This window comes from Microlunatus kandeliicorticis, assembly GCF_014137855.1.
GTDB classification, from domain to species: domain Bacteria; phylum Actinomycetota; class Actinomycetes; order Propionibacteriales; family Propionibacteriaceae; genus Microlunatus; species Microlunatus kandeliicorticis.
In genome coordinates this window covers 471,297-497,086 of record NZ_JACGWT010000002.1, presented here as the reverse complement: position 1 = coordinate 497,086, position 25,790 = coordinate 471,297, and the positions used below count along the sequence as shown (strand labels likewise).

24 protein-coding genes and 1 tRNA gene are annotated in these 25,790 nt (G+C 72.8%); 13 read left to right on the top strand and 12 right to left on the bottom strand.

From position 1 onward, the window contains the following. Positions 1–18 precede the first annotated feature (18 nt). From FHX74_RS07025 to FHX74_RS21045, 3 genes are all read right to left on the bottom strand, one after another. Positions 19–1,005 carry a CPBP family intramembrane glutamic endopeptidase gene (locus FHX74_RS07025; protein ID WP_182559369.1) on the bottom strand — a complete coding sequence of 329 codons (987 nt, stop codon included), beginning with the start codon at positions 1,003–1,005 and terminating at the stop codon, positions 19–21. Continuing rightward, a complete protein-coding gene (locus tag FHX74_RS07020; protein WP_182559368.1) occupies positions 1,005–1,619 on the bottom strand; it encodes a DUF3887 domain-containing protein in 615 nt (204 codons plus the stop codon). Before FHX74_RS07020 ends, FHX74_RS07025 begins: the two co-directional genes overlap by 1 nt. 86 nt (positions 1,620–1,705) lie before the next feature. Continuing rightward, on the bottom strand, positions 1,706–4,081 hold the full coding sequence (locus FHX74_RS21045; protein WP_182559367.1) for an alpha-L-rhamnosidase-related protein: 2,376 nt from the start codon (positions 4,079–4,081) through the stop codon (positions 1,706–1,708). Positions 4,082–4,157: 76 nt separating this feature from the next. On the opposite strand from FHX74_RS21045, the gene FHX74_RS07010 reads away from it, so the two are divergent. After that, positions 4,158–4,940, top strand: a complete 783-nt coding sequence (locus tag FHX74_RS07010) for an SDR family NAD(P)-dependent oxidoreductase (protein ID WP_182559366.1) — start codon at positions 4,158–4,160, stop codon at positions 4,938–4,940. After that, the gene (locus FHX74_RS07005) at positions 4,937–5,656 is read left to right on the top strand and encodes an SDR family oxidoreductase (RefSeq protein ID WP_220483584.1); all 720 of its coding nucleotides are present in this window, start codon (positions 4,937–4,939) and stop codon (positions 5,654–5,656) included. Before FHX74_RS07010 ends, FHX74_RS07005 begins: the two co-directional genes overlap by 4 nt. 382 nt (positions 5,657–6,038) lie before the next feature. Here FHX74_RS07005 and FHX74_RS07000 read toward each other — a convergent pair whose 3' ends face one another. Both FHX74_RS07000 and FHX74_RS06995 read right to left on the bottom strand, forming a co-directional pair. Next, positions 6,039–7,871, bottom strand: coding sequence for an alpha/beta hydrolase family protein (locus tag FHX74_RS07000; protein ID WP_328823682.1), 1,833 nt, complete (start codon positions 7,869–7,871; stop codon positions 6,039–6,041). Positions 7,872–7,936: 65 nt separating this feature from the next. Beyond that, positions 7,937–8,019, bottom strand: a tRNA-Leu gene (locus FHX74_RS06995). A 208-nt stretch (positions 8,020–8,227) separates the two neighbouring features. Here FHX74_RS06995 and FHX74_RS06990 point away from each other — a divergent pair. The 7 genes from FHX74_RS06990 (at position 8,228) to FHX74_RS06960 (ending at position 16,635) form a co-directional block, all read left to right on the top strand. Continuing rightward, positions 8,228–9,061 (top strand): FhaA domain-containing protein, encoded by an 834-nt coding sequence (locus tag FHX74_RS06990; RefSeq protein ID WP_182559365.1) that lies wholly within the window; start codon positions 8,228–8,230, stop codon positions 9,059–9,061. A gap of 19 nt (positions 9,062–9,080) precedes the next feature. Further along, entirely contained in the window at positions 9,081–9,566 is a 486-nt protein-coding gene (locus tag FHX74_RS06985) for an FHA domain-containing protein FhaB/FipA (RefSeq protein WP_182559364.1), read from the top strand. Then, positions 9,566–11,191 carry a PP2C family protein-serine/threonine phosphatase gene (locus FHX74_RS06980; protein WP_182559363.1) on the top strand — a complete coding sequence of 542 codons (1,626 nt, stop codon included), beginning with the start codon at positions 9,566–9,568 and terminating at the stop codon, positions 11,189–11,191. Before FHX74_RS06985 ends, FHX74_RS06980 begins: the two co-directional genes overlap by 1 nt. Further along, the gene (locus FHX74_RS06975) at positions 11,188–12,606 is read left to right on the top strand and encodes an FtsW/RodA/SpoVE family cell cycle protein (protein ID WP_182559362.1); all 1,419 of its coding nucleotides are present in this window, start codon (positions 11,188–11,190) and stop codon (positions 12,604–12,606) included. The genes FHX74_RS06980 and FHX74_RS06975 overlap by 4 nt, the downstream gene beginning before the upstream one ends. Beyond that, positions 12,603–14,039, top strand: a complete 1,437-nt coding sequence (locus FHX74_RS06970; protein ID WP_182559361.1) for a peptidoglycan D,D-transpeptidase FtsI family protein — start codon at positions 12,603–12,605, stop codon at positions 14,037–14,039. The genes FHX74_RS06975 and FHX74_RS06970 overlap by 4 nt, the downstream gene beginning before the upstream one ends. Positions 14,040–14,157: 118 nt before the next feature. After that, complete coding sequence (gene pknB / locus FHX74_RS06965) at positions 14,158–15,945, top strand: Stk1 family PASTA domain-containing Ser/Thr kinase (RefSeq protein WP_182559360.1); 1,788 nt, start codon at positions 14,158–14,160, stop codon at positions 15,943–15,945. Between the two features lie 60 nt (positions 15,946–16,005). Continuing rightward, positions 16,006–16,635, top strand: coding sequence for an alpha-ketoglutarate-dependent dioxygenase AlkB (locus tag FHX74_RS06960; protein WP_182559359.1), 630 nt, complete (start codon positions 16,006–16,008; stop codon positions 16,633–16,635). A 430-nt stretch (positions 16,636–17,065) separates the two neighbouring features. Here the strand turns inward: FHX74_RS06960 and FHX74_RS06955 are convergent, their stop codons facing one another. Both FHX74_RS06955 and FHX74_RS06950 read right to left on the bottom strand, forming a co-directional pair. Beyond that, complete coding sequence (locus tag FHX74_RS06955) at positions 17,066–17,713, bottom strand: aminodeoxychorismate/anthranilate synthase component II (RefSeq protein ID WP_182559358.1); 648 nt, start codon at positions 17,711–17,713, stop codon at positions 17,066–17,068. 48 nt (positions 17,714–17,761) lie between these two features. Then, positions 17,762–18,595, bottom strand: coding sequence for a DUF881 domain-containing protein (locus FHX74_RS06950; protein ID WP_328823681.1), 834 nt, complete (start codon positions 18,593–18,595; stop codon positions 17,762–17,764). A gap of 165 nt (positions 18,596–18,760) precedes the next feature. Between FHX74_RS06950 and FHX74_RS06945 the strand changes: the two genes are divergently transcribed. The 3 genes from FHX74_RS06945 (at position 18,761) to FHX74_RS06935 (ending at position 21,356) form a co-directional block, all read left to right on the top strand. Beyond that, positions 18,761–19,036, top strand: a complete 276-nt coding sequence (locus tag FHX74_RS06945) for a cell division protein CrgA (RefSeq protein ID WP_182559357.1) — start codon at positions 18,761–18,763, stop codon at positions 19,034–19,036. Between the two features lie 127 nt (positions 19,037–19,163). Continuing rightward, positions 19,164–19,892, top strand: a complete 729-nt coding sequence (locus tag FHX74_RS06940; protein WP_182559356.1) for a GntR family transcriptional regulator — start codon at positions 19,164–19,166, stop codon at positions 19,890–19,892. A gap of 126 nt (positions 19,893–20,018) precedes the next feature. Then, the gene (locus FHX74_RS06935) at positions 20,019–21,356 is read left to right on the top strand and encodes an MATE family efflux transporter (protein ID WP_328823680.1); all 1,338 of its coding nucleotides are present in this window, start codon (positions 20,019–20,021) and stop codon (positions 21,354–21,356) included. Positions 21,357–21,381: 25 nt separating this feature from the next. Here FHX74_RS06935 and FHX74_RS06930 read toward each other — a convergent pair whose 3' ends face one another. The 5 genes from FHX74_RS06930 to rpsF all read right to left on the bottom strand — a co-directional run bounded on the left by FHX74_RS06930 (position 21,382) and on the right by rpsF (position 25,094). After that, positions 21,382–23,040, bottom strand: coding sequence for an SGNH/GDSL hydrolase family protein (locus FHX74_RS06930; protein WP_220483583.1), 1,659 nt, complete (start codon positions 23,038–23,040; stop codon positions 21,382–21,384). A 232-nt stretch (positions 23,041–23,272) separates the two neighbouring features. Next, complete coding sequence (gene rplI, locus FHX74_RS06925) at positions 23,273–23,719, bottom strand: 50S ribosomal protein L9 (RefSeq protein ID WP_182559355.1); 447 nt, start codon at positions 23,717–23,719, stop codon at positions 23,273–23,275. Between the two features lie 23 nt (positions 23,720–23,742). Next, positions 23,743–23,979, bottom strand: a complete 237-nt coding sequence (gene rpsR / locus FHX74_RS06920; protein WP_182559354.1) for a 30S ribosomal protein S18 — start codon at positions 23,977–23,979, stop codon at positions 23,743–23,745. Positions 23,980–24,057: 78 nt separating this feature from the next. After that, complete coding sequence (locus tag FHX74_RS06915; RefSeq protein ID WP_182559353.1) at positions 24,058–24,645, bottom strand: single-stranded DNA-binding protein; 588 nt, start codon at positions 24,643–24,645, stop codon at positions 24,058–24,060. Positions 24,646–24,803: 158 nt separating this feature from the next. After that, complete coding sequence (gene rpsF / locus FHX74_RS06910) at positions 24,804–25,094, bottom strand: 30S ribosomal protein S6 (protein ID WP_182559352.1); 291 nt, start codon at positions 25,092–25,094, stop codon at positions 24,804–24,806. A 234-nt stretch (positions 25,095–25,328) separates the two neighbouring features. Between rpsF and FHX74_RS06905 the strand changes: the two genes are divergently transcribed. Next, positions 25,329–25,781 (top strand): DUF805 domain-containing protein, encoded by a 453-nt coding sequence (locus FHX74_RS06905; RefSeq protein ID WP_182559351.1) that lies wholly within the window; start codon positions 25,329–25,331, stop codon positions 25,779–25,781. Positions 25,782–25,790: the final 9 nt, after the last annotated feature.

Here is a 25,790-nt window from a genome sequence, read left to right as displayed (position 1 = left end):
CGGCGCGACCCCTCCGGCTCAGCCGACCGGACCCTCGGGTCGCCGGTCCGGTGCCAGCGCGAACAGCACCGCGACCAGCACGACCAGCACCCCGATGGCGACCAGCCCCATCGGCGCCCCGAGCAGGACGGGCCCGGGGCGGCCGCCGGCCATCAGCAGGAAGGTCAGGGTGGCGTAGCCGTTGAGCGCGGCGTGCGCGACCGCGCCGGGGACGGTCGAGGCCGACCGCAGCCGCAGCCAGGCCAGCAGCGCACCGAAGGCCACGGTGAAGACCACGAACAGCAGCAGCGCGGCGAGGCGGTTCGCGCCCGGGTACTCGTAGCCGAGCAGCACCAACGGGGTGTGCCAGAAGCCCCAGACCACCCCGGTGAGCAGGATGGCCCGGACGCGTCCGAGCGGGAGCAGCCGGGACAGCAGGAAGCCGCGCCAGCCGGTCTCCTCGCCGAGCGCGGAGACGGTCCCGACGGTGAGCAGGTTGACCAGCCCGCTGGCCACCAGCACCACCAGGTAGACCGCCGGCGGCAGCGCGTCGAGCGGTGCGGGTACCGCACGCTGGGCCAGCCGGACCCCGGAGAGCTCGGTCAGGTCGAGCCGCTGGACGCCGGCCAGCCCCGAGACGAGCACCCCGAGCACCAGCGCGAGCACGACCAGCCCCAGCCCCAGGAACGCGTGGCGCACCACCCGGCCGGGACGACCCGCCCGCAGCCCGGCCACCCGCAGCCACGACCGGCGCTCGACGACCCGGACGACCAGCAGCGAGGCCAGCGCCGGCGAGAACATCGCCACCAGCAGCACCGGGGTCATCCACGGCACGGCCAGCCCGTGCGGCGACAGCCAGAACGGCACCGTGAACAGCCACATCAGGGCGTACGCGATCAGGACGAACAGCCCGACCGCCCGCCAGGGCACCCGGTCGGGCACGTCGATCGCGACCGCCGGCTGCGGTCCGCGCCGGTCGGTGGCCGTCGGGTTCTCCGGGCGCGAGGTCGTCGGCACCGGGTTCATCACTCCTCCGCTCCCCTGCCGTCCGGGACGGGCAGGAACCACAGGCCGGCGACGGCGCCGTCGGCGGCCAGGCTGACCCGGCCGAGCAGGTCGGCCGCCTCGTGGTGCATCGGCACCTCGACCACGGTGACCCCGGCCAGCGGGTGGCTCCGCGGCTCGCCGAACCGCTCCAGCTCGCCGCCGATCGCGACCACCTGCGCCCAGGCGTCGGCGAGCCGTTCGGGGGTCAGCGCGGCGGCCATCGTCGGTCCGAAGTCGCGGCAGGCGTCGGCCCAGCGGTGCTCGGCGACCGCTCGCAGCAGGGCGAGCGCGCGGGGCTCGGCGTCCTCGACGACGGCACGGGACATCGGCTCACCGGTCCTCGGGTCGAGGGGCTGCCCGAACCGCTGGAACGCGTTCTGTCGGCTGGTCCCCAGGGCGTCCCCGATCCGCTGCCAGGACGCGCCGCGGCTACGGGCGGCGGCCACCAGCTCGGCCAGCGCGTCGTCGGCCAGCCCCCGCAGCGTCCGGGCGGCCGCGACCGCGTGCACCGGGTCGGCGGCCGGGTCGTCCAGCTCGAACCGCAGCAGGTCGGCCACCTTGGCGATCTGCTCGCTCAGCTCGACGCGATCCACGTGTCAAGGCTAAGTTGACACTCCGACCCCGTCAACCCTCGCTTGACAGCCTGCCTGCCCCATTTCCCGCACCGTGGAGTGTCCGGTCAGGGACGGCGGACGGTCATGCCCTCCGGGGCGTTCACCCGCACCGCGTCGCCCTCGGCGCGGACGTGCAGAGTGCCGAGCACCGTGGGCAGGCTGACCTCGGCCCAGGCGAGCCCGCCGAGGTCGGGGGCGACCACCACCTCGCGCATCCCCGGCGCGGTCGGCCGGATCCCGAGCAGCGAGGCGACCCGGTGGTAGAGCGGGTGCGCACCCCAGGCGTGACAGTCGCTCCGGCTCGGCTCGGGCTGCTCGATCACCGTCCGCAGCCCCTCGTCGACCAGGCCGAACCAGAGCCCGAGACGGTCGAGCAGCGCGTCGGCGCGACCGACCCGGTAGAGCGCGTCGAACAGGTAGTGGTCGAAGTAGACGGTGGTGCGCGCCAGGTCCGTCCCGGTGCCGCGGTCGAGCATCCCGGTGACCGCGGCCTCGCCGTGCGCGGCACCGGCCAGCAGCGCCAGGCACTGCGCGTGCTCGCTCCACGCGGTGTGGTCGCGGTCGTCGGCGTAGAGCCCGGTGCCGGCGTCCCAGAAGACGGTCTCGGCGGCGGCCAGCAGCCGGTCGGCGAGGTCGCGGTCCCGGGCCGCCAGCTGGTCCTCGCCCAGCCAGCCCTCGAGCTCGGCGGCCAGCCCGGCCACGTGGGCCAGCTGCAGGTGGAGCACGCCGGAGACGTCCCAGTGGCCTCCGGGCGGGGCGCCGTCGGGCCAGCGGTCGACCCAGTCGGTGAAGTTCCAGCCCGGCTGGGCGTGGAAGACGCCGTCGGCGTCGACGGTGCGCCGGTGCGCGTCGATCACGGCGCGGACGCCCGGCATCAGCCCGGCGACGAAGTCGAGGTCGCCCCGCCAGAGGGCGAAGTCGTGCACCATCGCCACCCACCACAGCGAGAACGGCGGGATGGTCTGCCGCACCCGCGACGGCGTCCGGCTGCGGGTCAGCCCGTCGGTGTCCCGGCTGCGGTCGAACGCGAGCAGCGCCTGCCGGGCCAGCCGGTCGTCGTCGCTGGTCGCGTACGCGGCCAGCAGCTGGAGCCGGGTGTCGCCGCCGTACTGGAGCTGCTCGTAGTAGGGGCAGTCCATGGTGGTCTCGTGGCTGCACATCTGCAGCGTCCGGAAGGCCAGCCGGCCGACGTCGTCGAGCCGCGGGTCGGCCGCACGGAAGCTGCTGCGGTCCTCGTAGGGATAGCGGGTCTCGACGAACCGCAACCCGGTCAGCGTCAGCGGGTCGTCGGAGGTGCTGACCAGCAGCTCGACGTAACGCCCGGCCTCCCACCACAGCGTGGTGTGGGTCTCGGCGCCACCGCCCGCGATCACCAGGTCGCCGGCGCCGTCCTCGGTGAGGTTGGGGCGGCCGAAGAGCTTGCCCTCGATGGCGTCGCGGTGGCCCTTGGGGTGCCCCTTCATGCCGGCCGGGACCCGCTCGGCGGGCTCGTAGAGCGACTCCTGCCAGTGCACCCGGACGCGACCGTCGCGTCCGCCGCGCAGGCTCAGCTCGGGGTAGGCGCAGACGTACTCCTCGAGGTCGATCAGCACCCGCCGGCACGTCCACGGTGGCACCTCGACCTCGCCCCCGGTCAGCAGGCCCTGCCAGGTGACCAGCTCGTCGGCGAGGCAGTCGTCGGAGCGGACCGGGATCTCGTGGGTCGGCTGGCTGCTCGGGTGGCTGGCCACGTGCCGCACCCGGCCGCCGGCGAAGGGCTGCTCCCACTGCGGCGGGAGCAGGGCCGGACGGAGCATCCGGCCGGGCGGCATGTCGTTGGCCCAGGCGGTGTCGTAGCCGGGGTCGCCGACCACGGGGTTGGTCCAGTCGAGCCGGTCGCCGCCGGTGGTCCAGCCCCAAGGCAGCAGCCGGCCGTCCGAGACGTGCTTGAGCCCGCAGCCCCAGGCGTCACCCTGCGGCCGGGTGCCGTGACCGGGCAGCACGCTGACCCGCCAGTCGGTGCGGCCGGTGTCGAGGTCGACCGAGGCGCCGGGCTCGGTGGCGACCAGGAAGCCGTGGCCGAACGACTGCTGGGCGTAGGGGGCGCCGTCGCCGAGCGACCAGACCTGCGCGGCCAGCCAGTGCCGGCCGGCGGGCAGGGTCACCCGGTAGGTCTCGAACGCCCACGCGCCGACCTCGCTGCGCTCAGGGCCGCGTCCGACCAGGGCGCCGTCGAGGTGCAGGGCGTACCGCTCGTCGGCGCTGACGTGCACCAGCAGCTCGGTGTCGGCCTCGACCTCCAGCGCCAGCCGGTAGCCGGCCACCACCGGCGCGCTCGCCCCGGGGACCGCGATCCAGCGGGCCGGCCACTGCCCGCGGCGGGCCCACGACGGGTCCGACCCGGCGAACGGGTCGTGGTCGTAGGGGACGCGGACGGCACGGGCGTGAACGGCATCGGGCACGTCGTCCATGATCACCGACCGGCGAAGCCCCGAGGTGCCCGGGTGGCGCCCGGACGCTGGTGAGAGGCTGAGCGGCATGCAGCTCGACCTGACCGACCGGGTGGTGGTGATCACCGGTGCGGGCCGCGGCATCGGGGCCGGCATCGCCGAGACGTTCGTCGCCGAGGGCGCCCGGGTGGTGGGGGTCGACCTGGCGCCCCCCGACCTCGACGGGCTGGCCGCCGGGCTGGCCGCCGACGTCACCGACACCGCGGCCGTCTCCGCGCTGGTCCAGGGGATCACCGACCGTTTCGGCCGGGTCGACGTCCTGATCAACAACGCCGGGGTGAACGCGGAGGCCCTGGTCGAGGACTACACCGACGAGGAGTGGGACCGCTGCTTCGCGGTCAACGTCGGCGGCGTCTTCAAGATGTGCCGGGCGGTGGTGCCGATCATGAAGCGGCAGCGCGCCGGCCGGATCATCAACGCGGCCTCGTTCGCGGCGATCGTGCCGAGCATCACCAGTGCCGCCTACGCCGCGACGAAGTCGGCGGTGGTCCAGTTCACCCGGGTGCTGGCCGGTGAGCTCGGTCCCTACGACGTGACGGTCAACGCCTACGCGCCGGGGATGATCCCGACCGCGATCAACCACTTCACCGAACTCCCCGACGACGTCCAGACCCGGCTGCTCGACACCCTGACCCTGCGACGCTGGGGCAGCGCCGGCGAGGTGGCCGACCTGCTGGTCTTCCTGGCCAGCGACGCCGCCCGCTACATCACCGGCACCCTGGTCGACGTCAGCGGCGGCAAGCTGGCCACCCAGGTGCCGAAGAAGGCCTACGAGCTCGCCGGCGACCTCGGCAGCGGGGACGCCCGGTGACCGGGCTCGACGGTCGGACGGTCTGGGTCACCGGGGCCGGGAGCGGGATGGGGCGGGCCTCGGCGGTGGCCGCGGCCGCCGCCGGCGCCCGGGTGGTGCTCAGCGGACGCCGCCGCGAGGCGCTCGAGGAGACCGCCCGGCTGGCCGAGCAGGCCGGCCCGGGCGGAGCGCTGGTGGTGCCGGTCGACGTCGCCGACGCCGCGGCGGTCCGCGCCGCCCGCGAGCAGACCGGTCCGGTGACCGACCTGGTGCTGGCCGCCGGGCTCAACGCCAAACGCCGCACCTGGGCCGACCAGCAGCTCGACGAGGTGCAGGCGATCGTCGACGTCAACCTGACCGGCGTGCTCGCCGTGGTCGACGCGACGCTGCCCGATCTCCGCACGGCGGGCGGCCAGGTGGTGGTGGTCTCCTCGTACTCGGGCTGGCGGTTCAGTCCGGGCGCCGGGGTGGCCTACAGCGCCACCAAGACCGCGCTCGCCTCGGTCTGCCAGATGCTCAACGCGCAGGAGGCAGCGCACGGGGTCCGCGCCTGCCACCTGTGTCCCGGCGACGTGGCCACCGACTTCCTCGAGCTGCGTCCGAACGTCCCCGACGCCGACGCCCGCGCGGTGATGCTGACCCCCGAGGACGTCGCCGCGACCGTCGCGTTCGTGCTGCAGAGTCCGCCGCACGTGCGGATCGACGAGCTGGTGATCAGCCCGGTCTCGCAGGCCTAGCAGGCACCGGCGAGCTGTGCACGGATTGCCGACCAGGTCTGCACAGAGCGCCGAGAACTCCCGGTCCGGGCTCCGTAGAGTTCTGGGTGTCAGGAACGGAGCAGGTGGCCCCCGACACCGAGGCCGAACCGGACACCGAGCAAGCGAACAGCAAGACGGCAGCACGTGAACGACCCCGGTGGCCCCCGACGCCGGCAGAGTTCATCCGACCGTCACCGCAGCACCCACAACCGAGCAGTCCCACACCGGACCGGCACCTACGTCCTTTCCCCCGAGGTCGCAGCTGCCGGTCCGGCCTTTTCCGTGTCCTGGAGGTCCCTGAGCCTGTCGAAGGGCCCCGAGCCTGTCGAAGGACGCTGAGCCTGTCGAAGGGCAGGGAACCTCAGCCCGCCAGCCGGTCCAGCAGGAACCGGATCGCCGCCGGGTAGGCGTCCAGCCGGTTGGCGCGCTTGGCCAGCCCGTGGCCCTCGTCGTCGTAGACCTTGAGCACGTGCGGGATGCCGCGCTCGGCCAGCGCGGCGACGATCTGCTCGGCCTCGCTGAGCGGCACCCGTGGGTCGTTGGCCCCGTGGATGACGAACAGCGGCGCCCGGAGCTGGTCGAGGTAGGTGATCGGCGAGGCCCGCACCAGCAGCTCGCGGTCCCGGTCGAGCCGGCCGTACTCGCGTTCGCGGTAGGCGCGTCGGTAGCCCGAGGTGTTCTCCAGGAACGTCACCAGCGAGCTGATCCCGACGATGTCGACGCCGGCCGCCCACAGCTCGGGCTGCATGGTCACCCCGGCCAGCACCATGTAGCCGCCGTACGACCCGCCCCAGAGCGCGCTCCGGGCCGGGTCGAGCCCGATGCTCGGCAGCCAGGCGTGCAGCGCGGCCAGGTCGGCCACCGAGTCGAGCCGCAGGTCGACGTCGTCGAGGCTGTACCAGCGCTTGCCGTAACCCACCGACCCACGGACGTTGGGGACCAGCACGGTCAGCCCGCAGCCGACCAGCGCCTGCACCACCGGGTTGAACATCCGGGTCGAGGCGCCCTCCGGACCGCCGTGCACCAGCAGCACCGAGGCGCCGTCGACGCCGGGGACCGGAGCGGCCGGCCGGAAGACGAAGCACGGCACCTGCTCACCGTCCGGGGTGGGCACCCGGTGGCTGGTCGGCTCGACCAGCGCGGCCGCGGTGTCCGGGTCGAGCTGCGCGGCGCCGTCCACCAGGGTGGTCACCGCGCCGGTGCGGGCGTCGACGGCCAGGATCGAGGTCGGCACCGTCGGGGTGGTCAGGGTGACCACGAACCGTGACCCGTCCGCGGCCCAGACCACGTCGGGGACGCCCAGCCGCCCGAGATCGACATCGAGCCGGTGGGTGCCGTCGACCTCGTGGACGGCGAGCGTCTCGGCCCCGTCGTCCAGGGTGCCGATCACCATCGCCGACCCGTCGGGTGCCAGCCAGTGGGTGAGGTCGTGCCCGTCGTCGGCGGCCAGCACCTGCCGGTCCGTCCCGTCCAGGCCGACCCGGACCACCGCCAGGTACTCGCGGTCGTGGTTGGTGTCGATCACCAGCGCCGTGTCGTCGGCGGTCCAGCCGACCCCGTGGTTCTGCGCGTGGTCCTCGGGATCGGTGACCGCCCCGGGCCCGAACGGACCGTCGGCCGCCCGCGGCCCGGAGACCGCGACCGCGGTCGAGGCCGGCTGCAGGGTGAGCGAGGTGATCGCCACCGAGCCGCCGTCGTGGCTCACCGCCATCGCGCCGACGTACCCGCCGTAGTCGTGAACCACCTGCTCGCTGCCGTCCGCGAGCGAGCGGACGATCACGTCCATGTCGACCTTGTTGCGCCGGTTGGTGGAGTAGACCAGGTGGTCGGCGGTGACGTCGCCGAGGACGTGCATCGACTCGGGGTCGCGGAGCAGCGGGGTGAGACCGTCCAGACCGACCGGCGCGGCGGGCAGCGGATCGAGGTCGAGCAGCGACAGCTGCATCCGCTCGTCGCCCCCGGTGTCGTGCTCGACCACGACCTGGCGGCGCCCGGGTACGTAGCGGCCCGAGCACCGCGACGGGAGCGCGGTCAGCGGGGTGCGGGTGCCGTCGGTCCCGATCTCGACCAGCTGCAGGCTGCCGAGGTCGTCGTGGCCGGCGAGCACCCGGCCCTCCTCGTCGATGTCGAAGGCCTGCCAGGCGCGCAGGTCGAGCAGGGAACGGACGATCTCTTCCGGGGTTCGCTGGGGCACCGGTTCAACCTATGCAGGCCCCAGGACGCGGAACGGCCCGGGTCGAGGACCCGGGCCGTGTGCGGTGCGCGAGGAGGGATTTGAACCCTCACACCCTTTCGGGCACTGGCACCTGAAGCCAGCGCGTCTGCCGTTCCGCCACTCGCGCGTGGTGCGGACAGCCGGACAGACAAGAGCGACAAGTCTGGCCCGACTGCGGAAACCGCCGTGGAAGGCTAGCACGCGCACCGCCCGATCACCGATTCCGGACCGGATCGACCCTCCGCCCCGGGCGCGGGCTACAGGAACCCTTGAGGCCCGCCGGATACGATCAGGGACGCCTGAACAGAGGGAACGGACGAACGGGAGGAGGGCCGGTGGGAGTCTTCGGACGCTTCGAGCGTCGGATCGAGGGAGCGGTCAGCGGCCTCTTCGCCCGGGCGTTCAAGGGTGACGTGCAACCGGTCGAGATCGCCGCCCGGCTGCAGCGCGAGCTCGACGCCGAGGCCAAGCTGATGTCGCGGGACCGCCGGCTGGTGCCCAACGAGTTCGCCATCGGCCTGTCCCAGCACGACTACGACCGGCTCGCGCCCTACGGCAAGACGTTGATGGCCGAGCTGCTCCCCGAGCTGCGGTCGCACGCCACCGCGATGGGCTACGTCTTCAACGGGCCGATCATGGTCCACCTCGAGCTCAGCCCGCAGCTGCCCACCGGCCGGTTCACGGTGGAGTCGCAGGCGGTCGCCGTCGACGAGGCCGAGCAGCCCCACCACGAGCGGGTGGAGGTCCCGGCCTGGGACGGTGGCGACCGACAGGACGCTCCCAGGGCCGACCGCGACGACCGGCGCGACCCGCAGCCCACCCCGACCTACGCGCGCCCCGCCGCCCCACCGGCCCCGCCCGCGCCGCGGCGACCGCAGCTGGTGATCGAGGTCAACGGCCTGCGGCACCCGCTCGAGCCGCCCGGTCTGGTGATCGGCCGCGGCACCGACGCCGACCTGCGGATCAACGACCCCGGGGTGTCCCGCCGGCACGCCGAGATCCGGGTGCGCGGCGGCGAGCGAGGGCTGGACATCGACATCGTCGACCTCGGGTCGACCAACGGCGTGACGGTGAACGGGAAGCGGGTGAAGCAGGCGCCGCTCGGCGAAGGGTCCCGGATCGAGATCGGCAGCACGCGGATGCTCGTGCACGCCCCGGCCGGACGCTGAGCCCAGGCCACCCACCCGCATGTCCGAGATCACTCTGACCATCGTCAAGGTGCTGTTCCTGGCGTTGCTCTGGCTGTTCATCGCCTCGATCGTCTCGGTGATCCGCTCCGACCTGTTCGGCAAGGCGGTCCCCAACCGGGCCGGCCAGCAGCTCAACGAGCCCGCCGCCCCGGCCCGACGGACCCGCCGCCAGCGGGGCCGTCCGCGCCGGGTGGCGATCACCAACGGCAGCCAGTCGGGCCAGTCGGCCGACCTGGTCGGCGAGACCGGTGAGAACGCGGTGGTGATGATCGGCCGCGGCTCGGACTGCGCGCTGATCCTCGACGACGACTACGTCTCCACCCGGCACGCGCGGGTGGTGCTCGGCGAGGCCGGCCCGTACATCGAGGACCTCGGCTCCACCAACGGCACCTACGTCAACGGTCAGCGGATCACCGCGCCGACCTCGCTGACGCTGGCGGACACGGTGCGGATCGGCAAGACGCTGATCAAGCTGGAGACCTGATGGCCGACACGCTCTCCTGGGTCTTCCGCGCCCACTCCGAGATCGGTCTGGTCCGCAAGATGAACCAGGACTCGGGTTTCGTCGGACGGCACCTGGTGCTGATCGCCGACGGGATGGGAGGCGCGGCCGCCGGCGACCTCGCCTCGGCCGTCGCCGTCGACGTGATCAAGCACGTCGACGAGCAGGTGGGCGCCGACCCGTCGGAGGGCGACGCCGGCGGGGACACCGTCAGCCTGCACGAACGCAACCGCGACCTGCTCGCCACCGCGATCGACGAGGCCAACGGCAAGATCTCCGACCTGGTCACCGCCGACTACGAGCTCGAGGGGATGGGGACCACCGTCACCGCGGGCATCCTCGAGCACGACCAGCTGAGCCTGGCCCACATCGGCGACAGCCGCGCCTACCTCTTTCGCGACGGCCGGCTCGAACGGCTCACCCACGACCACTCCTGGGTGCAGTCGCTGATCGACGACGGCAAGATCAGCGAGGGCGAGGCAGCCGTCCACCCGCACCGTTCGCTGCTGCTCAAGGTGCTCAACGGCCAGCCCGCGAACGAGCCCGACCTGACCCGCGTCCCGCTCCGGGCCGGCGACCGGCTGCTCTTCTGCAGCGACGGTCTGTGCGGCTTCGTCGAGGACGAGGACATCGCCGCCGAGCTCGCCGCCGAGGACCTCGACGTCGCGATGGACGCCCTGGTGGCCGACGCGCACGCCGCCGGCGGGGCCGACAACATCACCATCATCCTGGTCGACCTGGTCGGGGCCGACGCGTCCTCCGCCGCCCCGTCGGCCGCGGTCGCGGCGCCGGTGGTGCTGGGGGCGGCCACCGAACGCGACATCCCGAGCAGCGACACCATGGTCCGTGGGCGGCTGGCGCCGCTCGGCGACCCCGACCATCCCGACGAGCTCGCCGACCTCGACGACCTCGACGACCTCGACGAGGCCGGTGACGGGAGCGGCTCGGACGACGACGGGCCGGACGACGAGGACCGCTACGCGCCCCAGCTGCCGTCACGACGCCGGGTGCTGCGACCGCTGGTCGGGCTGCTGGTGCTGGTGCTGGTGCTCAGCGCGGGTCTCGGCACCGGGTACGCCTGGAGCCGGACCCAGTACTACGTCGGCGCCTCCGGCACCCAGGTGGCGATCTACCAGGGCCTGGCCGCCAAGCCGCTCGGCATCCCGCTCTCCCGGGTCTACGAGATCCAGCAGCTCCCGGTCGCCGCCCTCCCGCCGGTCTACCAGGAGATGGTCAGCTCGGGCATCGACGTGGCCGACCTCGACGGCGCCCGGGCGACCGTCGGCCAGCTGCGGGAGGCCGCCGAGAGCTGCCGCCGGCAGGGCGACGGGTCGACGCCGGGCGCGTCGGCGAAGCCCAGCTCCTGGGCGAGCGCGACGCCGTCGAGCCGGCCCACCGGCAAGGTCAGCGGCGGATCGAGCGTCGAGGCCAGCGGCAAGCCCAGCACGGGGGCCACCGCGAAGGCGACCGGCCAGGCGACCAGCAAGGCCACCGGCCAAGCCACCGGCCAGGCAACCGGCCAGGCCACCGCCTCCGCCGGTGCCGGGACCCCGACGCCGACCGCGACCGCCTCGGGCGCCCTCCCGCCGGGAGGGCAGCGCTGTTGAGCCTCAACCTGTCCGACGACCGTGCGGTGATCATCGTCCCGCGCAAGCGCCGCAACGTCGAGCTGTTCCTCGTGCTGTTCGCCGCCGCCATCGGCCTGGCCGCGTACACGATCGTCAGCTACAACGTCACCGGTGAGATCCCCACCGTGCTGCCCTGGGTGGCGGGCATCTGGGTGGGGATGCCGGTGGTCGTGCACGCGGTGATCCGCTGGCGGCTGCCCTACGCCGACCCGGTCCTGCTGCCCTGCGCGGTCTTCCTCAACGGCCTCGGGCTGGCGATGATCCACCGGATCGACCTGATCAACTCACCGCCCACCCACGGCGCCACCCAGCAGCTGCTGTGGACCGGGATCGGTGTGGTGCTGGTGATCGCGGTGATCGTGGTGATCCGCGACCACCGCCCGCTGCAGCGGTTCACCTACACCCTCGGGCTGGCCGGCCTGGTGCTGCTACTGCTCCCGCTGATCCCCGGGCTCGGGGTGGAGATCGGCGGCGCCCGGATCTGGATCCGGGCCTTCGGGCTGAGCTTCCAGCCGGCCGAGGTGGCCAAGGTGCTGCTGGCCATCGCGTTCGCGTCTTACATGGTCGAGAAGCGCGACGTGCTCGCGCTGGCCGGGCCGCGGTTCCTCGGGATCGACCTGCCGCGGGCCCGCGACCTCGGCCCGATCCTCTGCGTCTGGCTGCTCAGCCTGGCCATCCTGGTGCTGCAGAACGACCTCGGCACCTCGCTGCTGTTCTTCGGGCTGTTCGTGATGATGCTCTACGTCGCGACCGAGCGCCCCGGCTGGGCGGTGCTCGGCACCCTGATGTTCGCGGCCGGGGCGGCGTTCGGGTACCTCAACTTCGGGCACGTCCGGGTCCGCGTCGGCGCCTGGCTGCACCCGTTCACCAACTACGACGAGTACGGGCAGATCATCAGCGCGCAGTTCGGGTTCGCCTGGGGCGGGCTGCTCGGCCGCGGTCTCGGCGAGGGCCGGCCCGGGCTGACTCCGCTGGCCCGCAGCGACTTCATCTCCGCCGCGATCGGCGAGGAGCTCGGCATCACCGGGTTGTTCGCGGTGATCATGGTCTACGCGCTGATCGTCGAGCGCGGGCTGCGGACCGCACTGGCCTGCCGCGAGGCCTTCGGCAAGCTGCTCTCGGCCGGTCTGGCCTTCGCCTTCGCCCTGCAGGTCTTCGCGATCATCGGCGGGGTGACCCGGCTGCTCCCGCTGACCGGCCTCACCACCCCGTTCATGTCGCAGGGCGGCTCGTCGATGATCGCCAACTGGGTGGTCATCGGTCTGCTGCTGCTGATCAGCCACCAGGTCCGCAAGCCGATCGCCACCACCGTCGACCTCGAGGCGTCGCCCGCCGGGCGTGACACCCGGTCCGCCTCCGCCGAGACCACCGAGCTGATCCGGAGGCCGGCATGAACAAACCGATCCGCCGGATCGCCTTCCTGGCCATGCTGATGTTCGCGCTGCTGCTGGCCAACGGCACCTACCTGACCGTGGTCCGCCAGGACTCGCTCGACGCGAACCCCTACAACCGCCGGGTCCGCGACGAGGAGTTCGCCCAGGACCGCGGGCCGATCCTGGTCGGGTCGACCGCGATCGCCAGCACCAAGCCCTCCGACGACCGGTTCCGCTACCAGCGGGTCTACAGCGACGGCCCGCTGTACGCGCCGATCACCGGCTTCTTCTCCTACGACCACGGCAGCTCCAACCTGGAGAGCAGCTACAACAGCGAGCTCGCCGGCACCGACGGCGCCCTCTTCGTCCGCCGGCTGATCGACACGGTGACCAACAAGGCGCCGCAGGGAGCGACCGTCCAGACCACCATCGACGCGGCCGCCCAGGAGGCCGCGGCCAAGGCGCTGGGCAACCAGAAGGGCGCGGTGGCGGCCCTCGACCCGACCACCGGCGCGGTGCTCGCCATGGTCACCAGCCCGAGCTACGACCCGAACAAGATCGCCAGCCACGACGTCACCGCGGCCGACAAGGCCTACGACACCTACATCAACGCCTCCGGCTCGCCGATGTCGAACCGGGCGGCCCGCGAGATCTACCCGCCCGGGTCGACCTTCAAACTGGTCACCGCGGCCGCCGCGCTCGCCGACGGCAGGACGCCGGACACGATGATCGACTCGCCGAGCCGGCTCCGGCTTCCCGGGACGACCACCTACCTGCCCAACGAGAACAACTGCGGCGGCACCCGGATCACCCTGACCCGGGCGCTCGACGTGTCCTGCAACACCGCGTTCGCCAACCTCGGGCTGAGCCTCGGCCAGGACAAGCTGCGCGCGCAGGCCAAGGCGTTCGGTTTCGACGCCCGGCACCTCGACGACGTCGGCGGCGCGGCCAGCCAGTTCCCCGACGACCTCAACCCGAGCCAGCTCGCGCTGAGCTCGATCGGGCAGTTCGACGTGGCGGCCTCGCCGCTGCAGATGGCCATGGTCAGCGCCGCGATCGCCAACGACGGCAAGCTGATGGACCCCTATCTGGTCTCCACCGTCCGCGGTCCGGACCTGTCGGTGATCGACCGGCACACCCCGACCGAGCTGAGCCAGCCGATGACCGAGCAGAACGCCCGCGCGCTGCAGCAGATGATGGTCTCGGTGGTCCAGCAGGGCACCGGCGGGAACGGCGCGATCAGCGGGGTCGAGGTCGGCGGCAAGACCGGGACCGCACAGTCGGACCCGAACCGGAAACCTTTCGCCTGGTACACGTCGTTCGCACGGTCGGGGGACAAGAGCGTCGCGGTCGCCGTGGTCGTCGAGGACGCCGACATCCCCCGCCAGGACATCGCCGGCGGCCGGGTCGCCGCCCCGATCGCCCGGGCCACCATGCAGGCGGTGCTCGGGTGACCGGCGGGACGGCGGACCGGTCGAGGACGACCGCGGCCGTTAAGGTCGCATGCCAGGGAGGACGCCCGCCGCGCCGGTCGGACGGGGAGCACGGCAGCACGCACGAGGGAGACGACGGATGCCAGAGGCGGTGAGCGTCGGCGGTCGCTACGAGCTGGGCGACCTGCTGGGCCGCGGCGGCATGGCCGAGGTGCGCCGGGCCATGGACACCCGGCTCGGGCGTCCGGTCGCGGTCAAGCAGCTGCGGACCGACCTCGCCGGCGACCCCACCTTCCAGGCCCGCTTCCGGCGCGAGGCCCAGTCGGCGGCCGGACTCAACCACCCGACGATCGTGGCCGTCTACGACACCGGCGAGGAGACCGACCCGCAGACCGGGGTGTCGGTCCCCTACATCGTGATGGAGCTGGTCGAGGGGCCGACGCTGCGCGACATCCTGCGCGACGGCAGCAAGATCATGCCCGAGCGGGCGCTGGAGCTGACCCAGGGCGTCCTCGACGCCCTGAGCTACAGCCACCGGGCGGGGATCGTGCACCGCGACATCAAGCCCGCCAACGTGATGCTGACCCAGACCGGCAACGTCAAGGTGATGGACTTCGGCATCGCCCGGGCGGTCGCCGACACCTCGGCGACGATGACCCAGACCGCGGCGGTGATCGGCACCGCGCAGTACCTGTCCCCCGAGCAGGCCCGCGGCGAGACCGTCGACGCCCGCAGCGACATCTACTCGGCCGGCTGTCTGCTCTACGAGCTGCTGACCGGACGTCCGCCGTTCGTCGGCGACTCGCCGGTGAGCGTGGCCTACCAGCACGTCCGGGAGAACCCGGTGCCGCCGAGCGAGCTGAACGGCGCGGTCACCCCGGAGATGGACGCGATCGTGCTCAAGGCGCTGGCCAAGTCGCCGGACGAGCGCTACCAGTCGGCCCGTGACATGAAGGCCGACATCACACGGGTGCTCGCCGGTGAGCAGGTGACGGCGATCGTCCCGACCGCGCCGGTGCCCGACCCGGAGGCGACCCGGGTCGCGACCCGGGTGCCGCCGCCCGCGCCGATCCCGGTGGTCACCCGGGAGACCGAGGAGGAGCCGCCCGAGGATGAGGCGCCGCGGAAGCGTCGGGCCTGGATCCCGATCGTCATCGTCGCGGTGCTGCTGCTCGCCCTCGGTGGCGCCTACGGCCTCTACCGCTACTTCCAGCCACCCGCGGTCGCGATGGTCACCATGCCGTCGGTCACCGGCTACAGCGAGGCGCAGGCGCGGAGTCAGCTGATGAACAGCCAGCTGTCCGGGCCGGTCACCGTCGCCCACACCAACGGGGCCGACGACAACACGGTCAACACGGTGATCCGGCAGAACCCGACGGCCGGCAGCAACGTGCCGGAGAACAGCCCGGTCACCATCACGATCAACGACGGCCCGAAGACCGCGCAGATCCCCGACGACATCGTCGGCAAGAGCAGGGCCGACGCCGAGAAGGAGCTCACCAACCTCGGCTTCAACAACGTCGAGCCCGTCGCGGTGGACAACAGCGACGGCAAGACGAACGAGGTGACCCAGGTCGACCCGGGCGAGGGCGAGAGCGTCTCGCTCGGGACGAAGATCACCCTCAGCTACGCCAGCGGCAAGGTCACGGTGCCGCCGGTGACCGGGCAGAGCGAGCAGGGCGCGCGCGAGCAGCTCGAGGGCGCGGGCTTCAAGGTGTCGGTCAAGCGCGAGTACTCCGACACCACGGCGGCCGGGGTGGTCGCCGACCAGGACCCGACGGGCAGCTCGGTGGCCAAGGAGGGCAGCACGGTGACGATCGTCGTCTCGCGCGGCCCCGAGAGCACCCCGACGCCGACCCCGACGCCCACGCCGTCGGAGACCCCGAGCGCGACGCCGAGCCCGACGCCGAGCCCCACGCCCAGCTGAACCGTACGCCTGTTCGACGTCTTATTCGAAAGTGTCTGCGCATCGAGCTAGTCTCGATCCATGTCCACGACACTGCAGTCCTCGCTGCTCGACCTGGTCGAGGAGCCCGAGCTCGCCGCGCTCGGTCGGGCCGAGCGGATCCCGCTCAGCCGCGGGGCCTGGGTCGACCTGCTGCCGGGCTGGCTGACCGGCGCCGACGCCGTGTTCGCCGAGCTGCTGGACACCGTGCCCTGGTACGCCGAGCGTCGGCAGATGTACGACCGGGTGGTCGACGTGCCGCGGATGCTCTGCTTCTACGACGAGCAGCGTCCGCTGCCGAACCCGACGCTGAGGCAGGCCCGGGAGCGCCTCACCGCGCACTACGCCGGCGAGCTCGGCGAGCCGTTCCGGACCGCCGGGATGTGCCTCTACCGCGACGGCCGCGACTCGGTGGCCTGGCACGGCGACACCATCGGCCGCGGTCGCAACGAGGACACCATGGTGGCGATCCTCTCGCTCGGCTCGGCCCGGCAGCTGGCCCTCCGGCCCCGCGGCGGCGGCCCGGCCGTACACCGCTTCCCGCTCGGCCACGGCGACCTGATCGTCATGGGCGGCTCCTGCCAGCGCACCTGGGAGCACGCCATCGCCAAGACCGCCAAGCCTGTCGGCCCCCGGATCAGCGTCCAGTTCCGCCCCCGCGGCGTCCGCTGACTTCGCTGTGCCCTGAGCCCGTCGACGGTGCCCTGAGCCTGTCGAAGGGCAGACCCCCGCACCCTGAGCCTGTCGAAGGGCAAACACCCGCTCCCTGAGCCTGTCGAAGGGCTGGACTTCGACCAGCTCAGCCCGCGTCCTCACCCACGGTGCCCTGAGCCTGTCGAAGGGCCGGGCTTCGCCAAGCTCAGCCCGCGTTGATCCGGGCCCTGAGCCCGTCGAAGGGCAGGGCTTCGACCAGCTCATCCCGCGTTGATCCGCGCCCTGAGCCGGTCGAAGGGCTGGGCTTCGCCAAGCTCAGCCCGCGTTGATCCGGGCCCTGAGCCCGTCGAAGGCTGGGCTTCGACCAGCTCAGCCCGCGTCCTCACCCACGGTGCCCTGAGCCCGTCGAAGGGCTGGGCGCCGACAAGCTCAGCCCGCAGCCGCGACCTCAGTGGGCCGACATCAGCGGCGTCAGCCCGGCCGCGCGGACGGGCGCGTCGACGTCCCCGCAGTCGGCGAGCCAGTTGGCGAGCATCTGGTAGCCGTGCTCGGTCAGCACCGACTCCGGGTGGAACTGCACCGCCTCGATCGGCAGGTTGCGGTGCCGGACGGCCATCACCACCCCGCTCTCGGTCCGCGCCGTCACCTCGAGGCTGTCCGGGACGGTCTCGGGCTCGATGGCCAGCGAGTGATAGCGGGTGGCGGTGAACGGGCTGGGCAGCCCGCGGAACACCCCGGAGCCGTCGTGCTCGACCAGCGAGGTCTTGCCGTGCAGCAGCTCGGGCGCCCGGTCCACCACGCCGCCGAAGGCGACCCCGATGGCCTGCAGACCGAGGCACACCCCGAAGACCGGCACCTGACCCTGTGTCCGCCCCGCCTGCTCGCGGATCAGGTCGATGCACACGCCGGCCCGCTCGGGCGTCCCCGGCCCGGGCGACAGCAGCACCCCGTCGAAGCCGTCCAGAGCGCCCGGCTCGGCGAAGCGCTGGTCGTCGTTCCGCCACACCTCGACCTCGGCGCCGATCTGGGCCAGGTACTGCACGAGGTTGTAGACGAAGGAGTCGTAGTTGTCGACGACCAGGATCCGCGCGGTCATGACGCCATTCTCCCCCGCCGACCCGCCGAGGGACCCGGGCGTTCCAGCTCAGCCGGTGGGCGACGAGGTCGGCTCGGCGCTCGCGTCCGAGCCGGGCACCGAGGCATAGCTGAGCTCGAGCGAGCCCTGGTAGGCCGGGAAGCTCGCCTTCGCCTCGAGCTTCTCGGAGTAGCCGAGCCGGTACCGGTCGACGTACTCCTTGTAGATGGCCACGAACTGCGAGGTGGCCAGGGTGGTGGCCATCCGGCGCTGGTCGCCGATCGCACTGATCACGTACGGCGGGGCGTACGGGATGCCGTGCAGCACCACCACGTTGCCGACGCACTTGACCCCGGTGGTCGAGATCACCCGCTGGCCCTGGATGGTCATCGCCTCGGCGCCGCCGAGCCAGAGCAGGTTGACGATCGACTGGATGTCCTCCTGGTGCACCACCAGCAGATCCTGGTCGATGCCGGTCGCCGCCTCGTCGGACGGCGCGTCGTCGAGGGTCACGGTCAGGGCCGGCCCGGTGACCGGCTCGACCCCGGCGTCCCGGGCCCGCTCGGTGAGCAGGGCGGTGTCGACCGAGGCGTTCTGCTGCGCCGACAGCGCGTCGACCTCGGCACGCAGCTGGGTGACCTCGCGGGCCTGCTGGGCGTTGCGCCGTGACTGGGTCTCCACCAGACCGATGAGGTCGGTGTTGCGTCCCGGTCGCAGGTCGATGCCCCGCGCCGCCACCGCGCTGACCGTGATCAGCAGCCCGGCGACCAGGCAGACCAGCCCGGTCAGCGCCTTGCCGCCCCGGCTGCGCGGGTTGCGGACCCGCTGCCGGACCCGGGCCCGGATGAACCGCCGGCGCAGCCGCCCGAGGAGCCCGGGCACGTCGGACGACGGCTCGGTCACGATCGCTCCTCCCCTCGTCCGGTGCCAGGCCCCGCCCACGTCCTGCCCGTGTCCCGCCCCTGTCCCACCCGTGTCTCACCTGGGGCGACCCACGGCCGGGCGTCGCGGAACATGCTTCGGGCCGGGGCATTGACTACGCTACCCACTGACCCGTGAGGAGAGCGTGTGCCCGAGTCGAAAGTGCGCAAGGCGGCAGCGGAGAAGCAGAAGGCCAAGAAGTCTCCCGACGCCCGGCCGAAGAAGACCCCCCGCGCCCCCGGCAGCCGCCGGTGGGTGCCGCCGACGTTCATCACCGTCGGTCTGCTCGGCGTCGCCTGGCTGATCGTCTACTACGTGGCCGGCCAGAGCATCCCGTTCATGTCCGACCTGGGCAACTGGAACATCCTCATCGGCATGGGCGGCATGGCCGCTGCCTTCGTGATCGCCACCTTCTGGAAGTAGCGAATTACATCGGTGTGGTTTTCCACAGTGTTGACCACAGGTGTGGACAACGACCGATCCGCCTCCTGAACGCCCACTGACGACAACTTCCCACGCTGCACCGGCCCGTTGCGCGACAATGCGACCGATGTCCGAACGCAGCGACTCGAAGCACGAAACGATCCGTGAACAGCTGCGGGCCGAGGTGCTCGCGCTGTCCCCGGGCGAGCGGCTGCCCCCGGAGCGCCATCTGGCCACCCGGCTCGGAGTCGCCCGGATGACCGTCCGCCAGGCGATCGGCGGGCTCGTCCGCGAGGGCATCGTCACCCCGGTCCACGGCAAGGGCAACCTGCGCTCGGCCGATCCGATGCGGCTGCGGGTCCAGCTGTGGAGCTTCACCGAGACCGTCCGCGCCCAGGGCCTGACCCCGAGCACCCAGCCGCTCGAGTGGGACGACGACCCCGAACCGCCGCCCGCCGCGGTCGAGTTCTTCGCCGCCCGCCCCGGCGGCGGCCCGGCGCCGCGGACGCTCCGCCGCTCACGCCGGCTCCGGCTGGGCGACGGCACCCCGCTCGCTCTCGAGGAGGCCTGGTTCTCCGCCGACCGCGTCCCGCCGCTCACCGAGGAGGTGCTCGCCGGCAGCCTGTACGCGCTCCTCCGCGAGGCCGGCGTGCTCCCGGACAGCGGCGAGGAGTCGGTGACCGTGGGACTGCCGACCGAGGAGGAGGCCAAGCTGCTCGCCATCGCGGGCACCCGGCCGCTGCTCCGGCTCACCCGACGCGCCTTCGCCGGCGGCGAACCGGTCGAGTACGCCCAGGCCGCGCTCCCCGGCGACCGGTTCGAGCTGGCCTTCCCGCTGATCCGCGACCCGTCCTGACCCCTTTCGCCCAACGCCTCTCACACGACCTCCCACCCCGGCTTTGCGTCCGCTCCGTGCTCTTTGCTTCGGTTGCCGCAGGCATAGAGCGCGAGAAACGGACGCAGAGTGGGGACGCGGGTGGGCGTGAGCAGGCAGCCGGAGTCGACGGCGGGTACGCCGGACGGCCGAGCCCTCGACCGCGAGATGCTCGCGCTGGCCGTCCCGGCGTTCGCCGCGCTGGTCTCCGAGCCGCTGCTGCTGGCCGCCGACTCGGCGATCGTCGGACACCTGGGGACCGACCAGCTCGCCGGGCTCGGGGTGGCCGCCAACGTCCTCGGGGTGCTGACCGGGCTGAGCGTGTTCCTGGCCTACGGCACCACCGGGACGGTCGCGCGGAGGCTCGGTGCCGGTGACCGACCGGGCGCCCTGGCCGGCGGGATCGACGGCATGGTGCTCGCGCTGCTGCTCGGGGCGGTGCTCGCGCTGGCCCTCGAGCTGCTGCTGCCGACCGTCATCGGCTGGTACGGCGTGGCCCCGGCCGTCGCCGAGCAGGCCGAGCGCTATCTGCGGATCGCCGGGTACGGGCTGCCGTCGGTGCTGCTGCTGCTCGCCTCGACCGGGGTGCTCCGCGGCCTGCAGGACACCCGGACCCCGCTGGCCGTCGCGGTCAGCGCCAACCTGGTGAATGTCGGGCTCAACCTGCTGCTCGTCTACGGGCTCGACCTGGGCATCGCCGGCTCGGCCACCGGGACGCTGATCGCGCAGACCGCGGCCGCCCTGGTTCTGGCCGCCGTGGTGGTCCGCGGCGCCCGCCGGGCACGGATCGCCGTCCGGTTCGACCCGCTGGGTGTGCTCACCGCCGCTCGCACCGGGGCCTGGTTGGTGCTGCGGACGGCCTGGCTGCAGACCGCGATCACCCTCACCACGCTGACCGCGGCCGGGTTCGGCGCGGTCGCGCTCGCCTCGCACCAGGTCAGCACCAGCCTCTGGACCCTGCTGGCGTTCGCGCTCGACGCGATCGCCATCGCCGCGCAGGCGATCATCGGACGCCAGCTCGGCGCCGGCCGGACCGCGGTGGTGCGTCGGATGACCCGACGCATGATCGGCTGGGGCGTCGGGGCCGGCGTGGTGTTCGGGCTCGCCCTGCTGCTCACCCGCCCGCTGTACGCGCCGCTCTTCTCCCCCGACCCCGGCGTCCGCGCGCTGCTCGCCCAGGTGGTGGTGGTACTCGCGGTGACCGCGCCGGTGGCCGGCGTGGTCTACGTGCTCGACGGCGTGCTGATCGGCGCGGGTGACGGCCGCTACCTGGCGTTCGCCGGAGCCTGCGCGCTGGCGGCCTACCTGCCGCTGGTGCTGCTGGTCCGGCACCTCGACGCCGGGCTGGTCTGGCTCTGGGTCGGCTACGCCGGCTTCATGGTCGCCCGGATGATCACGCTGGTCCTCCGCGTCCGGACCACCGGCTGGATGCGGACCGGCCGCTGAGCCCAGCCGTTCACGAGGTGGCCGTTCAGGCGGTGGCCGGCGCGGCGACGTCCGCGGTCGGGGTGGTGGCCCGGGTCGAGGGTGGTGCCGGCCGGGGCCGACGGTGCAGCACCCGGTCGACCCAGTCGAGCGTCTGGTCGCACCAGCCGAGCACCCGCAGCGTCTCGTCGACCAGCCGCGGCGGCGAGGTGATCAGGCTGTCGCGGGCGACCAGCCGGGCGAAGTCGACGTGCGGGTCGGGTCGGACCGCGCCGTCGGAGCTCCGGAACTCGACACCGGCACCGGCCATGATCCGGGCCAGCTCGTCGGCGACCAGCCCGTAGGCCACCGTCGTCGGGTGGACGCCGTCGAGCGAGAAGAGTCCCCCGTCGGCCCGGCCGCCGCCCGGCTTCGCGCTGAGGAACACCGTGTTGGGCACCGGGTCGAGCGCGGTGAGCTCGGCGGGCAGCGGATAGGGCGTCCACCAGGCCGGCTTCGCCGACGGATCCCGCAGGTAGCGCTTGGTGGCCAGCCGGTCGAGCAGCGCCGACAGGTCGAACAACAGCCAGTCCCGCGGCGCCGGCCCGGACCGGGCGGCGCGGACCATCGCGGTGATCGCGTCGTTGTAGCAGTCGATGGCGGTGTCGACCGCCCGCGCCTCGTTCTCGGTCAGGTGCGGGTCGTGGGCCGGGTCGAAGTCCGCGTCACTGATCCACGGCCGTGTGTAGAAGGGGAAGTAGCGCGACCCCGGACGCGCCTTCGTGGTGCCGACGGCGCGGGCGATCGGCGCGATGGTCACGTGCGGCACGGTGCAGAAGATCACGTGCCGGGCGTCGATCCGCTCCACCGCCTGCCGCACCTGGTCGAGCTCCTCGCGGAAGTGGACCGGGTCCCAGACGGTGTAACCGGTGCCGTCGCGCTCGGCGGCGTAGGTGTCGTCGGTCCAGCGCACCCTCAGGTCGGTCACCGACTGCAGCGCGTTGTTGGCCCCGAGCATCACCACCAGGGTCTCGATGCCCGGTCCGTCGTCGCCCTCCGCGCCGAGCCGGGCCGCGGTGTCGAAGACGGTCTCGTGCCGGTAGGCCGGCTGGGTGTCCGGATAGACCCGCAGCGCGGCGCGCTCGGCGCTGTGCGACACCACCAGCTCGACCAGCCGGTCGCGGGCGCTGTCGATGGTCGCCTGGCAGGACGCCGCGGTGACGGTCAGCGCGTCGTGCAGGGTCCAGCCGTAGACGGCGAGGTCGTGGACGTAGGCGTGCGGCGGCACCTCGGCCCCCGCGCCGCGGGCCCAGTACCGGTCGGCGCGGGTCAGCGTGCCGAGTACCCGGACAGCCGCCTCGGGCGCCTCCCACCAGCTGATCTCCGGGCCGAGATGCTCCTCGAGGTCGCGGAGCAGGTACTCCAGGTTCAGCCCGAGACCGCCGAAGCCCGGATAGATCGGGAACCGGTACTGGTCGAACCAGCCGAGCTCGTAGGCGAGGATCGCCGGCCAGGAGAGGTCGGTGTTGTGGATCGCGCCGCTCTGGAAGCCGTGGGTGAGCGAGTCCCCGATGGTGACCAGCCGGTGCCGCGGTTCGGGTCCGGACGCGCGCTGCACCGGCAGCCCGAGGGTCGGGTCGAACTCGGGCACCCGGGCCGGACCCGCGGCCCGGCGTCGCACCTCCTCCGGTGCGTCCGGCGGTACGAGCGGAACGGGTGCTTCCATGACGTCTCCCCAGTGACGCGAACGCGCGGCCCCACTGCCGCGCCGCACCTCATTGTCGGCCGGCGCGGCGCCGCCGGCATCACCCTGCAGACGGACGAGGCCTCCGCCCGACAGCGCATCCCGGCGGCGGCGCGACCGGCCGGGAAGACGACACCGCCCCGGAGCGGTGCTCCGGGGCGGTGACGGTGCTGCTGGGTGTTACGGGTCCTGCGAGGGTGCTGCGAGGGTCAGCTCACTCGGCGACGACGGTGACCGGCAGGTGCGCGGTCACGGCGTCGTGGAGCTTGATGCCGACCTGGTGGGTGCCGAGGCTCTTGATCGGCTTGGCGATGGTGACGGCCCGCTTGTCGATCGCCGGGCCACCGGCCTTCTTCACCGCGCCGGCGATGGCGCTCGGGGTCACCGCGCCGAACAGCTTGCCGCCCGCGCTGGCGCGGACCGGCACCTCGACGGTGATCTCCTCGAGCTGCGCCCGCACCTCCTGGGCGTGCTCGACGCCCCGGATCTCGCGTGCGTCGCGGCTCCGCTTGATGCCCTCGATCTGCTTCTCCGCACCCGGGGTCCACCGGATGCCGAACCCGCGCGGGACGAGGTAGTTGCGGGCGTACCCGTCCTTGACCTCGACCACGTCACCGGCCACACCCAGGTTGTCGACCGCAGCGGTCAGGATGAGCTTCATCGGTGTTCTCTCCTTCCCGCGGCTCAGCGAGCCGTCGAGGCGTACGGGAGCAGCGCGACCTCGCGGGCGTTCTTGATCGCGATGGCGACCAGGCGCTGCTCCTGGACGCTCAGCCCGGTCACCCGGCGGGCGCGGATCTTGCCGCGCTCGGAGATGAACTTCCGCAGCGTCTGGGTGTCCTTGTAGTCGACGACCTGACCCTTCTTGAGCGGGTTGGCCTTCTTCTTCGGCTTGCGCAGTGGATCACGTGCGTTGGCCATTGTGGTGCTCTCCTTCTGTGAGCCCGGCCGGAGCCGGAATGTGCCGTGTGTGTCTGTGTGGTGCGGGACGAGTCCCGATCAGAACGGGGGCTCGTCGCCGCCGTTGCTGGCCCACGGGTCGGAACCGCCGGAGCTGCCCCCGCCGGTGGCCCACGGGTCGTTGGCGTACCCGCCGCCCTGGCCGCCGGACTGCTGACGCGAGCCGCCCTGGCCCCCGCCCTGACCGCCGCCCTGACCGCCGGAGTACCCGCCGCCGCCCTGGCCGCCGCCACCGGAGTAGCCGCCGCCCTGTCCGCCGCCGCTGCTGGTCCGGGTGACCTTGGCGGTCGCGTACCGCAGCGCCGGGCCGACCTCGTCGACGTCGATCTCGAAGACGGTGCGCCGCTCACCCTCGCGGGTCTCGTAGCTGCGCGACTTCAACCGACCCTGGACGATGACCCGGGTGCCCTTCTGCAGCGACTCCGCGACGTTCTCGGCGGCCTGGCGCCAGACCGCGCAGTTGATGAACATCGCGTCGCCGTCACGCCACTCGTTGGTCTGCCGGTCGAACGTCCGCGGCGTCGAGGCCACGGTGAAGTTCGCCACGGCCGCACCCGAGGGGGTGAAGCGCAGCTCCGGGTCGGCGGTGAGGTTGCCGACCAGGGTGATGGTGGTTTCGCCTGCCATGTCTCTGCTCCGTGCTCCGGTTGACCAGTGCTGTGGACGGTGCTGCCGTCGATCGCGGACGCCGTCGGGCCGGAGTCTGTCAGCGGCCACCGACAACGCCAAGACCCTCGGGTCGTGGGCTGCCGGACGCCGCCACCGGTGGGCCGACGGTCAGCGGATCACTTGGCGTCGGTGCGCAGCACCTTCGTCCGCATGATCGACTCGTTGATGCCGAACTGACGGTCCAGCTCGCGGACGGCGTCGGGCTCGGCGGTGAGGTTGAGCACCGCGTAGATGCCCTCGCTCTTCTTCTGGATCTCGTAGGCGAGCCGACGACGGCCCCAGATGTCGATGTTGTCGACGGTGCCACCGGACTTGGTGATGACGGTCAGGAACTGGTCCAGCGCCGGGGCGACGGCCCGCTCCTGGACGTCCGGGTCCATGATGACCATGACTTCGTACTTGCGCATGCGCGAACTCCTCCTCCTCTGGTCTCTGCGGTCACGGGACGTCCCCGCGACAGGAGGGCGATGCGGACCCGCGGCCGCCTCTTGGTCGGCGGGACGCGAGTCGGTCCCGACCGGAGCCGGGACCAAGGGACGACTCTACCCGGCGGGGCGCCCGGGCGCCCAATCCTCGAGGCGGCCGCGGTCCACGGACCGGGACCGGCCCGCGCTGACCCTCCGGCGGAGCACGGTGGGCGCGTGAGCTCACCGGTGACCGCAGGCCGTCCGAGCGGCCGCCCCGACGAGGGCGACGATTTCGCTGCGCCGCTCTACGGCGCCACCCCGCGCGAGGCGCTGTCCCGGGTGTTCCGCAAGTACGCGGTCTTCCGGGGCCGGGCCAGCCGCAGCGAGTTCTGGTGGTGGTTCCTGTTCGCGAGCGCGGTCAACGTGGTGCTCAAGATCGTCGACGTGGTCAGCTCCGGCGGCTGGCGTGCCTCGCTGGTCAGCACCGGCTCGGCGGGCGACGTCATCGGCTACGTCTGGGCGCTGGGGATCGTGGTGCCGGCGCTCGCGGTGATGGTGCGGCGGCTGCACGACAGCGGCCACTCCGGGTTCTGGGTGCTCGGCGTGCTGATCCCGGTGGCCGGCCCGCTCATCCTGCTCGCGCTGCTCGCCGCCCCCGACAGCACGGCCGGCGACCGCTTCGACTGACCGGGCGAC